This window comes from Micromonospora sp. WMMC241 (assembly GCF_027460165.1).
GTDB lineage: Bacteria > Actinomycetota > Actinomycetes > Mycobacteriales > Micromonosporaceae > Micromonospora > Micromonospora humi.
Map to the genome: position 1 here is coordinate 4,065,948 of NZ_JAPZBF010000001.1, position 15,081 is coordinate 4,081,028.

At 74.9% G+C, this 15,081-nt stretch carries 14 protein-coding genes; all 14 read right to left on the reverse strand.

The features are described 5' to 3' along the window. Positions 1-79: 79 nt before the first annotated feature. The gene (locus tag O7598_RS18235) at positions 80-1,624 is read right to left on the reverse strand and encodes an RsmB/NOP family class I SAM-dependent RNA methyltransferase (protein ID WP_269692529.1); all 1,545 of its coding nucleotides are present in this window, start codon (positions 1,622-1,624) and stop codon (positions 80-82) included. Beyond that, complete coding sequence (gene fmt / locus O7598_RS18240) at positions 1,621-2,547, reverse strand: methionyl-tRNA formyltransferase (RefSeq protein WP_269694903.1); 927 nt, start codon at positions 2,545-2,547, stop codon at positions 1,621-1,623. The genes O7598_RS18235 and fmt overlap by 4 nt, the downstream gene beginning before the upstream one ends. Positions 2,548-2,552: 5 nt before the next feature. Beyond that, positions 2,553-3,113 (reverse strand): peptide deformylase, encoded by a 561-nt coding sequence (gene def / locus O7598_RS18245; protein WP_269692530.1) that lies wholly within the window; start codon positions 3,111-3,113, stop codon positions 2,553-2,555. A 44-nt stretch (positions 3,114-3,157) separates the two neighbouring features. Then, on the reverse strand, positions 3,158-4,399 hold the full coding sequence (locus O7598_RS18250) for a cytochrome P450 (RefSeq protein WP_442929930.1): 1,242 nt from the start codon (positions 4,397-4,399) through the stop codon (positions 3,158-3,160). Between the two features lie 114 nt (positions 4,400-4,513). Beyond that, complete coding sequence (locus tag O7598_RS18255) at positions 4,514-5,485, reverse strand: AAA family ATPase (protein WP_269692532.1); 972 nt, start codon at positions 5,483-5,485, stop codon at positions 4,514-4,516. Positions 5,486-5,715: 230 nt separating this feature from the next. Continuing rightward, positions 5,716-7,743 (reverse strand): primosomal protein N', encoded by a 2,028-nt coding sequence (locus O7598_RS18260; protein WP_269692533.1) that lies wholly within the window; start codon positions 7,741-7,743, stop codon positions 5,716-5,718. Positions 7,744-7,808: 65 nt separating this feature from the next. Continuing rightward, positions 7,809-8,999 carry a methionine adenosyltransferase gene (gene metK / locus O7598_RS18265; protein ID WP_269692534.1) on the reverse strand — a complete coding sequence of 397 codons (1,191 nt, stop codon included), beginning with the start codon at positions 8,997-8,999 and terminating at the stop codon, positions 7,809-7,811. A gap of 97 nt (positions 9,000-9,096) precedes the next feature. After that, a complete protein-coding gene (gene coaBC, locus O7598_RS18270; protein WP_269692535.1) occupies positions 9,097-10,305 on the reverse strand; it encodes a bifunctional phosphopantothenoylcysteine decarboxylase/phosphopantothenate--cysteine ligase CoaBC in 1,209 nt (402 codons plus the stop codon). A gap of 14 nt (positions 10,306-10,319) precedes the next feature. After that, on the reverse strand, positions 10,320-10,586 hold the full coding sequence (rpoZ, locus tag O7598_RS18275) for a DNA-directed RNA polymerase subunit omega (protein ID WP_025617742.1): 267 nt from the start codon (positions 10,584-10,586) through the stop codon (positions 10,320-10,322). A 52-nt stretch (positions 10,587-10,638) separates the two neighbouring features. Then, positions 10,639-11,172: a guanylate kinase gene (locus tag O7598_RS18280; RefSeq protein WP_269692536.1), complete on the reverse strand. Its 534-nt coding sequence runs from the start codon at positions 11,170-11,172 to the stop codon at positions 10,639-10,641. A 25-nt stretch (positions 11,173-11,197) separates the two neighbouring features. Next, a complete protein-coding gene (gene mihF, locus O7598_RS18285; protein ID WP_013285515.1) occupies positions 11,198-11,515 on the reverse strand; it encodes an integration host factor, actinobacterial type in 318 nt (105 codons plus the stop codon). A gap of 177 nt (positions 11,516-11,692) precedes the next feature. Beyond that, on the reverse strand, positions 11,693-12,529 hold the full coding sequence (gene pyrF / locus O7598_RS18290) for an orotidine-5'-phosphate decarboxylase (protein WP_269692537.1): 837 nt from the start codon (positions 12,527-12,529) through the stop codon (positions 11,693-11,695). A gap of 79 nt (positions 12,530-12,608) precedes the next feature. Next, entirely contained in the window at positions 12,609-13,883 is a 1,275-nt protein-coding gene (locus tag O7598_RS18295; protein ID WP_269692538.1) for an adenosylmethionine--8-amino-7-oxononanoate transaminase, read from the reverse strand. Positions 13,884-13,982: 99 nt separating this feature from the next. After that, positions 13,983-15,002, reverse strand: coding sequence for a quinone-dependent dihydroorotate dehydrogenase (locus tag O7598_RS18300; RefSeq protein ID WP_269692539.1), 1,020 nt, complete (start codon positions 15,000-15,002; stop codon positions 13,983-13,985). Between the last annotated feature and the right edge of the window lie 79 nt (positions 15,003-15,081).

Consider the following 15,081-nt stretch of genomic DNA (forward strand, 5'->3'; position numbering starts at 1 on the left):
CATGTATCGATCGCACAGTCAACGGGCTGTCACATCCCGCGAACCCCCTCCCCCGCGAGGGATGCATCCGCCGTCGAGGTCACCCCTTGCGCAGCACCGCCAGGAACATCGCGTCGGTGCCGTGCCGGTGCGGCCAGAGCTGCACCGTCGGGCCGTCACCCAGGCCCGGCATGCCGGCCGGCAGCAGCGGCCGGGCATCGACGAAGTCGACCGGGAAGCCGCACCGCCGGGACGCCTCGGTCACCGTCACGTGCGTCTCCACCACGTGCGGCGAGCAGGTCACGTAGGCCACCAGGCCACCCGGGCGGACCGCCCGCAACGCGGCGGTGAGCAGCTCCCGCTGCAGCCGGGTCAGCGGCGGCAGATCCGACGGCTGGCGCCGCCAGCGCGACTCCGGCCGGCGGCGCAGCGACCCCAGACCGGTGCACGGCGCGTCGACCAGCACCCGGTCGAAGTGGCCCTCCGGCAGCTTGGGCTCGTCGCCCACGCCCCGCCCGTCGGCGTGCACCACGGTCACCGGCAGGCCCCGGGTCGCCCGCTCGACCAACCGGGCCCGGTGCTCGGCCACCTCGACCGCGGTCAGCCGCGCCCCGCGCATCGCGGCCAGCGCACCGAGCAGGCCGGCCTTGCCGCCCGGCCCGGCGCACAGGTCGAGCCACCGGCCGTCCGGACCCTCCAGCGGCGCGTTCGCCAGCGCGTCCGCCACCAACTGGGAGCCCTCGTCCTGCACGTGCGCCCGGCCGTCGGCCACCGCCGCCAGCTCACCCGGCGCGCCGCCGGGCAGGTAGACCGCGTACGGCGAGAACGCGCCGGGCGCGCCACCCACCTCGTCGGCCAGCTCCACCGCGTCGGCCAGGCCGGGACGGGCGCACAGGTGCACCGGCGGACGCTCGTTGTCCTCGATCAGCAGCCGGGTGGTCTCCCCCAGGTCGCCGCCGAGCGCCTCGGCGAACGCCCGGACGATCCACTGCGGGTGGCTGAAGGTCAACGCGAGACGGCCGATCGGGTCGGTCTCCTCGGCCGGGGCGAGCTTCGCCACCCAGGCGTCCGCGTCCCGGCCGGCGATCTCCCGCAGCACCGCGTTGGCGAACCCGGTGGCGCCCGGCCCGACGGTGCGGACCAGGTCCACCGTGGACGACACCGCCGCGTGCGCCGGCACCCGGGTGTGCAGCAACTGGTAGGCGCCCAGCCGCAACGCGTCGCGCACCGGCGGGTCGATCCGCTGCACGTCCCGGCCCGCCGCGTCGGTGACGATCGCGTCCAACGTGCCGGTGTGCCGCAGCGTGCCGTAGGTCAGCTCGGTGGCGAACGCGGCGTCCCGACCACTCAACCCCGCCTCGCGCAGCATCGCCGGCAGCACCAGGTTGGCGTACGCGTCGTCGCGGTGCACCGCCGCGAGCGCCTCGTACGCGACGTGCCGGGGCAGGTCCACGGCCGGTCGCGCCGGACGCGGCCCGCCCCGCCGGTCGCCGCCGAAGCGGTCCCCGCCGCGCCGGTCCGCGCCGGGCCGGTCGCCACGCTGACGGTCGCCGCCGAAGCGGTCGTCGCCGCGCCGGCGATCGCCGTGCTCACGCGCGTATCCCCGGGGACGCTCGCCCTCGACGGGCCGGTCCGGGCCGGTCACGAGAGAGCCTCGCCCGCGGCGACCCGGGCGCCGCGCGCCCAGTCGCCGGCCGACATGGCCTTCTTGCCGGCCGCGCGCACCTCGCCGAGCCGCACCGGCCCGGACGCGGTGCCGACCAGCACCTGCGACTTCTCCACCAGCAGCTCCCCCGGCTTCAGCTCGGGACCGTTCGCCAGCGGGGTGACCGGGCCGAGCTTGACCCGGTCGTCGCGGAACGTGGTCCACGGGCCGGGCGCGGGCGTGCAGGCCCGGATCCGCCGGTCCACCGCGAACGCCGGGTCGGTCCAGCGCACCCGCGCGTCCTCCACGGTCAGCTTCGGCGCCAGGGAGACCCCGTCGGCCGGCTGCGGCTCGGCCCGGGCGGTGCCGGCGTCGATCGCGTCGAGCACCGCGACAAGCAGGCCGGCGCCGGAGTGGGCCAGCCGCTCCAGCAGGTCGCCGGAGGTGTCGGCGGGCCGGATCTCGTCGGTGACGGTGCCGAAGACCGGGCCGGTGTCCAACCCCTCCTCCAACTGGAAGACGCTGGCCCCGGTCAGCTCGTCGCCGTGCAGCACGGCGTGCTGCACCGGCGCCGCGCCCCGCCAGGCGGGCAACAACGAGAAGTGCAGGTTGATCCAGCCGTGCCGGGGGATCTCCAGCGCCACCGGCGGCACCAGCGCGCCGTAGGCGACCACGGGCACGCAGTCCGGCGCGAGCGCGCGCAGCCGGTCGAGGAACTCGGGCTCCCGCGGCCGGGCCGGGGTGAGCACCTCGACGCCGTGCGCGTCGGCCCACGCGCCCACGGGCGAGCGGACCAGCCCTCGGCCACGACCGGCCGGGGCGTCCGGGCGGGTGACCACGGCGAGCAGCTCGTGGCCGGAGGCGGCGATCGCGTCCAGGGCCGGTACGGCGACCGCCGGCGTGCCGGCGAAGACCAGGCGCATCCCGGTCACCGCCCCAGGCCGAAGGGGTTGCTCACGGGGTGCGGGCTGAGCTTGACCGTGGGCGGCGCGCCCTGGTCGTACCAGTCGGCCTGGCGGATCGCCCTCATGGCCTCCTTGCGGCCGGCCAGGTCGAGGCGGTCGACGAAGAGCACCCCGTCGAGGTGGTCGGTCTCGTGCTGCAGGCAGCGGGCCATCAGCCCGGTGCCGACGATCTGCATCGGGTCGCCGTGGGCGGAGAAGCCCTTGGCGATCACGTTCTGCCGGCGCTTCGTGTCGAAGTAGAGCCCGGGGATGGACAGGCAGCCCTCCGGGCCGTCCTGCTCCTCCTCGTCGGGGAACTCCAGCACCGGGTTGACCAGGTGGCCGAGCATGTCGTCGACGTCGAAGGTGAAGACCCGAAGGCCCACCCCGAGCTGCGGCGCGGCCAGGCCGGCGCCGTTCTGCTCACGCATCGTGTCGGTCAGGTCGGCGACCAGCTTGCGCAGCTCGGCGTCGAAGTCGACCACCGGGTCGGCCGGCGTGCGCAGCACCGGATCGCCGAACAGACGGATGGGCTGAACGGTCACGCGACGTGGCTCCTTGGGTCTGGGACGGGCGGTGCGACCCCAGTCTACGGAGTCGGCCCGGCCGCCCCCGGCGGCGTACCGGCAACGGTGACCGGCGCCGCCTCACGCCCCGGCGTGACCGGCAGCGTGGCGTAACCACGCAGGGTGAGCCGGACCCGCCGCTCGGGCGTGCCGGCCACCGCCAGCTCGGGCAGCCGGCGCAGCAGCAGCGGGAACGCCACCTGCGCCTCCAGCCGGGCCAGCGCCGCGCCGAGGCAGTAGTGCGGCCCCGCGCCGAAGGACAGCGGGTGGATCTGCGGGCGCCAGGGGTCGAAGCGGCCCGGTTCCGGATAGCGGCGGGGATCCCGGTTGGCCGCGCCGAGCATCACGATGACCCAGCTCTCCGCCGGCAGGTCGACGCCGCCGTACCGGGACGGCGCGGTGCTCATCCGCGAGGTGAGCTGCACCGGCGAGTCGAAGCGCAGCAGCTCGTCGACGTACGCCGGGGCGAGATCCGGGTGCTCGCGCAGCGTCGCCGCGGCGGCCGGATGCTCCAGCAGTGCCACCAGGCCGTTGCCGAGCAGGTTGGTGGTGGTCTCGAAGCCGGCCACCAGCAGCACGATCAGGTTGGCCAGCAGCTCGTCGCCGGTCAGTCGGTCACCGCCGTCGTGCGCCTGGACCAGCGCGGTGGTCAGGTCGTCGGCCGGCGCGCGTCGGCGGGCCGCCACCAGCTCGGTGAAGTAGGCCCGCAGCTCCGCCGCACCCCGGTCGGCCACGGCCAGCTCGTCCATGGTGATCTCCGGCTCCAGCACGCCGGTCAGGTCGGTGGCCCAGCGCCGGAACAGCGGCCGGTCCGCCGCCGGGACGCCGAGCAACGCGCAGATCACCCCGACCGGCAACGGGTACGCGAACTCGGCCATGAAGTCGACCGGGGCCCCGCCCCGGCCGCCGGCCAGCATCGCGTCGACCAGCGCGTCGGCCTGCGCCTCCACCACGCCGCGCATGGCGGCGATCCGACGCGGGGTGAACGCCCCGGCGGCCAGCCGCCGCATCCGGCTGTGGTCGGGCGGATTGGTGCGCAGCATCGACCGGGAGATCGACAGCACCGCCGGGCTCTCCCGCCAGCCGGGCATGAACTGGTCACGAAGGCCGTCGTCCATCACCCCGAACCGGGCGTCGCGCAGGATGGCGTCGGCCTCGGCGTAGCCGGTCACCGCGTAGAAGACCGGGCCGGCCTGGACCACCGGGCCGTGTGCCCGCAGCCGCTCGTAGGTCGGGTAGGGATCGACCCGGCCCGCGGGGGACATCAGCAGCGCGAGGGCGTCGGCAGGATCCACGGTCGGCCTCCCCAGGCATCGGAGACCCTCATCATGCTCCGCCGCGGCGGATCGGGCGATCCCGTCCCCGCGCGGCGGACCCGCTCAGGCGCCGGCGCCCGGTTCGCCGGCCAGCACCGGACCGCCGCCGAGCAGCGCGTGCTCGGGCAGCGGCAGCGCGATGCCGTGCGCGTCCTGCCAGTCGTGGATCAGGCCCGGCCGGGCCTGGGCGGCGAAGAAGTCCACCGCGCTCATCCCGCCGACCACCGGCTCGTCGACCTCCGCGACCAGCCGGGCGGCGACCATCGGCACGCCGCCGCGCACCGCGGCGCTGAGCCGCCGGTGCCCGTCGACCACGAAGAAGTACTCACCGGTGTAGCCGATGCTCAGCGGCTCCACCGCGGTGTCGCCGTCGCGGGCGGGCTCCGGGTCCCAGGAGCCGCGCAGCGTGGCGACGTCCTCGGTGGGGTAGACCCGGGTCGGGTCGAGCAGCAGCAGCGGCTGGCCGGCGCGCAGCACGTCGGCGCCGAGGCGGCCCTCGTAGACGTCGACGACGTGCTCGATCACCTGCCCCGGGGTGGCCCGGGTGGTGTCGCAGATCAGGTCGTAGTTGCGCAGCCGGGCCTTGTCGACGCCGTAGCGGACGATGAAGCGGTTGCGCTCGCTCTCGCTGCGCTCGCGCAGCTTGGCGCGCGCCTCCTCCAGCGTGGTGTAGCTCTCGGCCGGGCCGGACGGGCGGGCGAGCACCCGCCGGGCCGCCTCGGTCGACTCGGTGATCATGTGCACCTTGAGCGCGTCGGTGAAGAAGTGCCAGGCGAGGCGGGAGTCCATCACCAGCGACTCGCCGGAGGCGGCGATGTCGCGCTGGAGCTGGTCGACGTAACCGTCGACGGCCTGGTCCAGCTCGGCGTGCAGGTTGAGCTGGAGCGCGGTCATCTGCCGCTCCTGCGCCATCTGGCGGTAGAGGTCGCCGACGCTGACCCGGCGCAGCCCCAGCCGCTTGGCGATCTCGACGGAAACGGTGCTCTTGCCGCTGCCGAGATCACCGTTGAAGACGATCGACTGACGAACGGTCACGACTGGTCCACCCCTGCTCACCGGCTGACTGACGAGATCGAATCCGTGTGGCCCGACGTGCCCGGAGCACCCGCCGCGCCGCGTCCCGCACGGAAATCCCGCACGGCTGGGCATGACGGGCGATGCTATCACCGCGCGCTACCCAATTGCCGGACCAGGTGTGCGGTAAACCGCAGGTCACGACCGTGCGCGAGGGTTCGGGTGCGCTGGGTCACGGCGGTCGGGCCCGGTCAGAACAGGCTGAGCGGGTCCACCTGGAGCCGGACCGGATCGGCGGCCTTGCGGGCGCTACGCTGCCCGGCCGCGGCGTGCAACGCGTCGGCGAGCGCGGCCGCCCGGGCCCGCGGCACCCGGACCAGCATCCGCTCCCGGCCCTCGTCGGCCGGCACCGGGCCGAGGATCTCGGCGTCGTCGGGCAGCCGGGCACCGGCCAGCAGGTCCGCCACCGCGTCGGCCGCCCCGGTGACGCTGGCCATCCGTACCGCCGGCGGGAAGCCCAGCTCGCGGCGCTCGGCCAACTCCCGGGCGGCGAACCAGGCCGCGTCCCACCGCAGCAACGCCTGCACCGGGGCGAGCGCGCCGTCGGCGACCACCACCACCCGGCCGCCGGCCGCGCCGGACCGGGCCAGCGCGGCGCCGGCCAGCCAGCGACGCAGTGCCTCCTCCCCGGCCCGCAGGTCGGCCCGGGTGAGCAGCGCCCACGAGTCGAGCAGCAGCACAGCGCCGTAGCCGCCCTCGGCGACCGGCTCGGCGCCCGGGGTGGCGATCACCAGACCCGCGCCGCCGGGCACGGTGGCCAGCACCTCCTCGCGCCCGGAGGTCCGCACCGGCACCCCCGGGAAGGCCCGGCCCAGCTCCTCGGCGGTGCGCCGGGCACCGGTGACGGAGGCACGCAACCGCCGCCCGCCGCACTCCGGGCAGGCGTACGCGGCGGCGACCCGACCGCACCAGCGGCAGGCGGGCGTGCCCTGCGCCGACGGCAGGCCGAGCGGACCGGCGCAGTGCGGGCAACGGGCCGGGGCCCGGCAGTCGGCGCAGGCGACCGAGGGCAGGTAGCCGCGGCGCGGCACCTGCACCAGCACCGGCAGGTCGGCCCGGAGGGCGTCCCGGGCGGTGGTCCAGGCCAGGCTGGGCAGCCGGGCGGAGGCCGCCCCCGGGTCCCGGGCCAACTGCGGATCGTCACCGGTCGGTGCCATCGCCGGCATCCGCGCCCGTACCGTGGCCCGGTCGGCGACCACCTCCCGGGCCCAGCCGGTCTCCACCAGCAGTTGCGCCTCGGCGGTCCGGGCGTAGCCGCCGACCAGGACGGCCGCCCCGGTGAGCCGCGCCCGGGTGAGCAGCACGTCGCGGGCGTGCGGGTAGGGCGCCCGGGGCTCGGCGTGCAGGTCGTCCCCGTCGTCCCAGACCGCCACCAGGCCGAGCCGCTCGACCGGGGCGAACATCGCCGCCCGGGTGCCGATCACCACCGGCACCTCGCCCCGCCGGGCGGCCAGGAAGGCACGGTAACGGCGGGCCGGGCCGGCGGCGGCGGCGAGACAGGCGTGCCGGTCCGGACCGAGCACCGCGTTCAGGGCGGCGTCGAGGCGGTCCAGGTCCCGGCCGTCGGCCACCACCACCACGGCGCCCCGGCCGCCGGCCACGGTCGCGGCCACCGCGTCGGCGTACCGGTCGGCCCAGTCCTCCCCCGGCAGCGCGGACCACACCGCGCGCGGCGCGCGGCCGTCGGCCAGCGCGCGCAGCAGCGCCGGCCCGGCCGGATAGTCCCGCCAGCCACGCGGGTCGAGCGGGACGCCGGTCGCGGACGGCGCGTCGGCGCCGTCAGCCCGGGCGGCGCCGTCAGCTCCGGCCGCACCGTCGGCCCGGGCCGCGGCGGTCGGGTCGGCGGCCGGCGCCGCGCCCACCTCGGGGACCCCACCGGCGGCCTCGGCCGGGGCGTCGGCGGCGGTGACGGACTTCTCGGCGCGGGCGTGCCGCGGCGGCACGGCCAGCCGCAGCACGTCGGCCAGGCTGCCGGCGTACCGGTCGGCGACCGCCCGGGCCAGCCGGGCCACCTCCGGCGAGAGCACCGGCACCGGGGAGACGACCTTCTCCAGGTACGCCAGCTTCGGGTGGTCGGACTCGTCGACGCGCTCCAGCAGCCAGCCGTCGACGAGCTGCCCGGCGAAGCGGACCTTCACCCGCACCCCGGGCCGGGCGTCGGCGTCCAGCGTCTCGGGAACCAGGTAGTCGAACGGGCGGTCGAGGTGCGGCAGCGGCACGTCGACGCAGACGCGAGCGACCGGCGACCCCTCGGCGGGGCGCCGGTCGCGGCGCGTGGCGGTGGTCAGGCTCCCGCGGCCGACTTGAGGTCGGCGGCCCGGTCGGTGCCCTCCCAGGTCAGGTCCGGCAGCTCGCGGCCGAAGTGGCCGTAGGCGGCGGTCTGCCGGTAGATCGGGCGCAGCAGGTGCAGGTCCCGGATGATGGCGGCCGGGCGCAGGTCGAACACCTCGCCGACGGCCTTCTCGATCGAGGCCACCGGCACCGTCTCGGTGCCGAAGGTCTCGATGAACAGGCTCACCGGATGCGCCTTGCCGATCGCGTATGCGACCTGCGCCTCGCACCGCTCGGCCAGCCCGGCCGCGACCACGTTCTTGGCCACCCAGCGCATCGCGTACGCCGCCGACCGGTCGACCTTCGACGGGTCCTTGCCGGAGAACGCGCCACCGCCGTGCCGGGCGTAGCCGCCGTAGGTGTCCACGATGATCTTCCGGCCGGTCAGCCCGGCGTCGCCCATCGGGCCGCCGATCTCGAACCGCCCGGTCGGGTTCACCAGCAACCGGTAACCGTCGGTCTCCAGCCCGAGACCCTCCAGCTCCGGCGTGATCACGTGCTCCCGCACGTCCGGCGTGAGCAGCGACTCCAGCGAGATGTCCGCGGCGTGCTGGCTGGACACCACCACCGTATTCAGGCGCACCGGGCGCAGCCCGTCGTACTCGATGGTCACCTGGGTCTTGCCGTCCGGCCGCAGGTAGGGGATGGTGCCGTCCTTACGCACCTGCGACAGCCGGCGGGCCAGCCGGTGCGCCAGCGCGATCGGCAGCGGCATCAGCTCGGGCGTCTCGGAGCACGCGAAGCCGAACATCATGCCCTGGTCGCCCGCGCCCTGCGCGTCCAGCGCGCTCTCCGAACCACCGGTACGCAGCTCGAAGGCGTTGTCGACGCCCTGCGCGATGTCCGGCGACTGGGCGCCGATGGACACGCTCACCCCGCAGGAGGCGCCGTCGAAGCCCTTCTTCGACGAGTCGTAGCCGATGCCGAGGATGGTCTCCCGCACGATGGTCGGGATGTCGGCGTACGCCTTCGTGGTCACCTCACCGGCGACGTGCACCTGCCCGGTGGTGATCAACGTCTCCACCGCGACCCGGCTGTGCGGGTCCTGGTCGAGCAGCGCGTCGAGAATGCCGTCGCTGATCTGGTCGGCGATCTTGTCCGGGTGGCCCTCCGTGACCGATTCGGACGTGAAGAGACGTGTCACGGCACTCCTAAGCATGTGAAGACTTTTAAAGGTCGCTCGGCGGCAGTTTAGTCGTCCCCGTCGCGCCGTGGCCCCGGGAACGCGAGTCGACCAACCGTCAGGACGGCGGGTCCAGCCGGGCGACCACGAGGTCCCAGACGGCGTCGGCCAGGGCCTCCTTGGGCTGTTCGGGGAACCGGTGCACGGTGTCGTCGGCGCCGATCACGGTGGCCGCGTTGGTCTCCGCGCCGAAGACCTTGTCGACGCCGACCTCGTTGACCACGATCAGGTCGGCGCGCTTGCGGGCCAGCTTGGCCCGGCCGTTGCGCTCCGCGTCGTCGGTCTCCGCGGCGAACACCACGAGCACCTGCCCGGGACGGCGACGCCGGCCCAGCTCGGCGGCGATGTCCGGGTTGGTGACCAGCTCGATGGTCGGCGCGGTGCCGTCCTCCGACTTCTTGATCTTCCCGGTGGCGTAGTCGGCCGGGCGGAAGTCGGCGGGCGCGGCGGCCATCACCACGGCGTCGGCGACGTCGGCGGCAGCCAGCGTCGCGGTGCGCAACTCCGCCGTGGTGCCCACCCGGACCAGGTCCACGCCGGCCGGGTCGGCGAGCGCCACGTTGGCCGAGACGAGTGTCACCCGCGCGCCCCGCGCCACGGCGGCGCGGGCGAACGCGTACCCCTGCTTGCCGGAGGACCGGTTGCCCAGGAACCGGACCGGGTCGAGCGGTTCGCGGGTGCCGCCTGCGGTGACCACCACGTGCCGGCCGGCCAGGTCGGCCGGGGCGGCGACGCCGCGGGCCAGCGCCCGGCGGGCGACCGCGAAGATCTCCGCCGGGTCGGGCAGCCGGCCCTTGCCGGAATCCTGCCCGGTGAGCCGGCCGACCGCCGGCTCGATGACCCGGACGCCCCGGGACCGCAACGTGGCCACGTTGGCGACGGTGGCCGGGTGCTCCCACATCTCGGTGTGCATGGCCGGCGCCAGCACCACCGGGCAGCGCGCGGTCAGCAACGTGTTGGTGAGCAGGTCGTCGGCGAGGCCGTGGGCGGCCTTGGCGAGCAGGTCGGCGGTGGCCGGCGCGACCACGACCAGGTCGGCGTGCTGCCCGAGCCGCACGTGCGGCACCTCGTGCACATCGGACCAGACGTCGTCGGCGACCGGCTGGCCGGAGAGCGCCGCCCAGGTCGGCGCGCCGACGAAGCGGAGCGCCGAGGCGGTCGGCACGACCCGGACCCGGTGACCCGACTCGGTGAGGAGCCGGAGCAGCTCACACGCCTTGTAGGCGGCGATGCCGCCGCCGACCCCGAGGACGATCTCGGCGGGCATCGGCGCGGGCGCGGTTACGGCTGGTCGGTCGGCTCGGCGGTGAGCAGGCCTGAGTTGATCTCGCGCATGGCGATGGAGAGCGGCTTCTCCTGCGGGGTGGTCTCCACCAGCGGGCCGACGTACTCCAGGAGGCCCTCGCCGAGCTGGCTGTAGTAGGCGTTGACCTGGCGGGCACGCTTGGCGGCGAAGATCACCAGCGCGTACTTCGAGGTGGTCTTCTCGAGCAGCTCGTCGATCGGCGGGTTGGTGATGCCCTCGGGGTTGGTGGCGATGGATCCCACGAAATTTGACCTCTGCGTCTCGTGCGCCGCCACGCGGGCGGTCGGTGGCCGCTCAACCGCTCGCGGGCGGTCGGGCCGGAGCCAGGACTGACGAACCGATCAATCCTACCAGTTCCGCCACGGCACGCTCGGTCCGGTCGTGCGTCACGGCGTGTGCGAACGCGTCCGCGACCGCCGGGACGGCCCGGTACGCCGGCGGCACGAGCAGCACCAACCGGGCCTGCGGCGCGACGGCCCGGACGGTGAGCGCGCCGGCGAGGTCCAGCGGCAGCAGCACCGGCCGCCCCTCGGCGAGGCGGGACCACACGTCCGCGCGGGGCACTCCCCGGCGGTACGGCCCGATCCGGCACCACTCCAGCAGCCCGCCCGAGGCGATCAGCCGGTCGAAGGCGGCCGGGTCGAGGAAGAGCCGGTCCACGCCGTCGCGCTCGCCCGGGCGCGGCGGTCGGGTGGTGGCGACCACCGGCACCCACACCGACGCGAGACGCGCCCGGACCTGCTCGACGACACTGCCCCGGCCGGCTCCCGAAGGGCCGGACAGGACAGTGAGCCGAGCCGCCGAGCGCGCCTCGTCATCCGTGCTCACCGCTTGTTTCTACACGGTGGGCCGTTCAGTTGGCGGCGAACTCACCGAGCAGCGCCTTGCGCTGCTGCTCGCCGAGGCCACGCAGGCGACGGCTGTCCGCGATCTTGAGCTTCTCCATGATCTGGGTGGCCCGGATCTTGCCGATGCCCGGCATCGCCTGGAGCACTGCCGAAACCTTCAGCTTGCCCACGACGTCGTCGGACTCGGCCCGCTCAAGGACGGTGGCGAGGGTGGTCTTGCCCTGCTTGAGCTGCTCCTTCAGCTCAGCGCGGGCCTTGCGGATCTCCGCAGCCTTCTCCAGCGCGGCAGCGCGCTGCTCGGGGGTCAGTGACGGGAGCGGCACCAGTTCTCCTCAGGTCCCTAGTACGGCGGGCGGAGCCCCACCGCAGCTGTGAAACGTGGTGTCGCTGGCAACCAAAGGGGTCCGTGGTTCCCAGCGCGGGGAAAACTAGCGGTCAACGGAGCTTTCGGCAACGTGGACGCGCGATGATCAACGTAAAGTGACCGAGCCGTCAGTCAGTCAGGCGGTGGCCAGAGCAGCCCGGCACTCGGCCAGTACCCGCTCGGTGGCGGCCCGCAGGGCGGCCGGTTCCGGCCCGGCGCCCAGCACCTCCCGGGAGTACGACGGCAGCACCGACGGCAGCGCGGCGCCGAACACGGTACGGAGCCCGGCCGGGGTGCCGCCCTGCGCGCCCAGCCCCGGCGCGAGCAGCGGGCCGTTGACCGAGCCGAGGTCGTGGCCGGTCTCACCGATCGTCGCGCCGACCACCAGGCCGAAGCTGCCGAGCGGCTCCGCACCCCGGTTGAGCTGGGAAATCTCGTCGATCACGGTCTGCGCCACGGTGCGCCCGTCGGCACCCACGGCACGCTGCACGGCGGCGCCCTCGGGGTTCGAGGTGAGCGCCAGGACGAAGACCCCGCCGCCGTGCGCGGCGGCCGTTTCGATCATCGGCGCGAGTGAACCTACTCCCAGGTAGGGGCTCGCGGTGATCGCGTCGGCATACAGCGGACTGGATGGATCGAGGTACGCCGAGGCGTACGCGCGGACCGTCGAACCGATGTCGCCGCGCTTGACGTCGAGGAGAACGAGCGCGCCCGCATTTCGCAACTGTCGGATAGTTGACTCAAGCACGCCGACCCCGCGCGCGCCGAAGCGCTCGAAGAACGCCGACTGCGGCTTCACCACGGCGACCCGGTCACCGATCGCCTCCACCACCGTGCGGCAGAACCGCTCGAGCCCGCCGACGTCGTCGGGCAGCCCCCAGTCGGCCAGCAGGCCCGGATGCGGGTCGATCCCCACGCAGAGCGGTCCCCGCTCCGCCACCGCCCGGTGCAGGCGTACCCCGAACGTCTCCATCTCGTCCCTCCCTCTCCCGGCGGCCCCGGCCGCCTCCGTGTCCCACGACGGGCCTTCCGTCGCCCCGCTGCGGCCGGAATCAGCCGGCCTTCACCGCCGCCGCCACCCCGGCCGCGATCCTCGCCACGTCCGCGGCGTCGCACACGTACGGCGGCATGGTGTAGACGAGGTCCCGGAACGGGCGCAGCCACACTCCCTCGGCCACCGCGGCTGCCGTGGCCCGCGGGAGGTCCACCTCGTGGTCCAGCTGCACCACGCCGATCGCGCCCAGCACCCGCACGTCGGCCACGCCGGGAACGCCGCGCAACGGCGCCAGGCCGGCGCGCAGCCCCTCGGCGATCCCGGCCACCCGCCCGGCCCAGTCCCCGGCGCGCAGCAGGCCCAGGGAGGCGTTGGCGACGGCGCACGCCAACGGGTTGCCCATGAACGTCGGGCCGTGTGCCAGCACCCCGGCGGCGGAGATCGCGCCGGCCACCTCCGGGGTGCAGAGCGCCGCGGCCAGCGTCAGGTATCCCCCGGTGAGCGCCTTGCCGACGCAGAGCACGTCCGGCGTGACGCCGGCGTGCTCGGCGGCGAACATCCGCCCGGTCCGGCCGAAGCCGGTGGCGATCTCGTCGAAGACCAGCAGGATGCCGTGCGCCCGGGTCACCTCGCGCAGCACCCGCAGGTAGTGCGGGTGGTGGAACCGCATCCCGCCGGCGCCCTGCACCACCGGCTCGACGATCACCGCGGCCAGTTCGTCGGCGTGCCGCTCGACCGCGTCCACGAGCGCCGCCTCGTACGCCGGGTCCGGCGGGGCGTCGAAGCCGGCCGGCGGCAGCGGGGCGAACACCTGCCGGGGCAGCACGTCGCCCCAGAGGTGGTGCATGCCGCCCTCCGGGTCGCAGACGCTCATCGGGTGGAACGTGTCGCCGTGGTAGCCGCCCCGCCAGGTGCCCAGGCGGCGCCGTTCCGGGCGCCCCACGGCGCGCTGGTACTGCAGGCACATCTTCACCGCGACCTCGACGCTCACCGAGCCGGAGTCGGCCAGGAAGACGTGTTCCAGGCCGTCCGGGGCCAGCTCGACCAGGGTGGCGGCCAGGCGCGCGGCCGGCTCGTGGGTGAGCCCGCCGAACATCACGTGACTCATCCGGCCGAGCTGGTCGGTCACCGCGGCGTCCAGCACCGGGTGCCGGTAGCCGTGGATGGCCGCCCACCACGACGACATGCCGTCGACCAGTTCCCGACCGTCGCCCAACCGCAGCCGTACCCCCGACGCGCTCTCCACGACCAGCGGCGAACTGCCCGACGGCATCGCCGCGTAGGGATGCCAGACGTGCCGGCGGTCCACCGCGAGGATCTCCTCGGGCGTCACGGTTCCTCCTTCACCCCTCCCCCGCGATCTTGCGGTTTCGGCCCGCCGTCTGCCCGGTTCGGGCGGTATGCCGGGGCGGCAACTGCAAGATCGCGGAGGTCAGGGGGTGGTGCGGGTTCGGGTGGCGATGGCTCGGGTCAGGGTGGGGCCGCGGTAGATGAAGCCGGTGTAGAGCTGCACCAGGGCGGCGCCGGCGTCGAACATCCGGGCCGCGTCGTCCGGGTCGAGGATGCCGCCCACGCCGATCACCGGCAGCCGGCCGCCGGTCTCCCGGTGCACGAAGGCGACCAGTTCCCGGGAGCGGGCGGTCAGCGGGCGGCCGGACAGGCCGCCGGCCTCGGCGCCGCGCGCCCGGTCGGCCGGGGCGAGCCCGTCCCGGCCGAGCGTGGTGTTGGTGGCGATGACACCCGCCGCGCCCCGGTCCAGGCAGACCTCCAGCAGCTCGGCCACGGCCGCGTCGGTGAGGTCCGGGGCGATCTTCACCAGCACCGGCTTCTCCCCCACCAGCGCGGCGAGCAGCGCGTCCAGGTGGGACCGGTCCTGAAGCGAGCGCAGGCCCGGGGTGTTCGGTGAGGACACGTTGACCGCGAAGTAGTCGCCGTGTCCCTTGAGCGCCCGGTAGGAGGCCAGGTAGTCCTCGACCGCCTCGTCCAGCGCTGTCACCTTGGACTTGCCGAGCGAGATGCCCAGCGGCACGCCGAGCGGTCGGGGCAGCGCCGACAACCGGGCCGCGAGCGCCTCGGCGCCGGCGTTGTTGAAGCCCATCCGGTTGACCACGGCCTCGCTGTCGCGCAGCCGGAACAGCCGGGGCCGGTCGTTGCCCGGCTGGGCGTGCGCGGTGACGGTGCCGACCTCGACGAAGCCGAAGCCCAGCGCCGGCCAGGCCGGCAGCGCCAGCCCGTTCTTGTCCATCCCGGCCGCCAGCCCGACCGGGTTCGGGAACCGCACCCCGAACACCTCACGCGGTGCCGCCCGGAAGTAGACCCGCCGCAGCGCCGCCAGCACCCCCGGCCGCCGCGACAGCGCGGCGAGCCGCGCGAGCGTCCACTCGTGCGCCGCCTCCGCGTCCCCGCCTCCCAGCGCGAACAGCCGGGGCCGCACCACCCTTTCGAAGATCACCGCGCGTCCTCCGGTCCGTTGATCATGAAGTTGGCGGCGGCGGAGGAGATCCACATCGCCGCCAACTTCATGATCGACG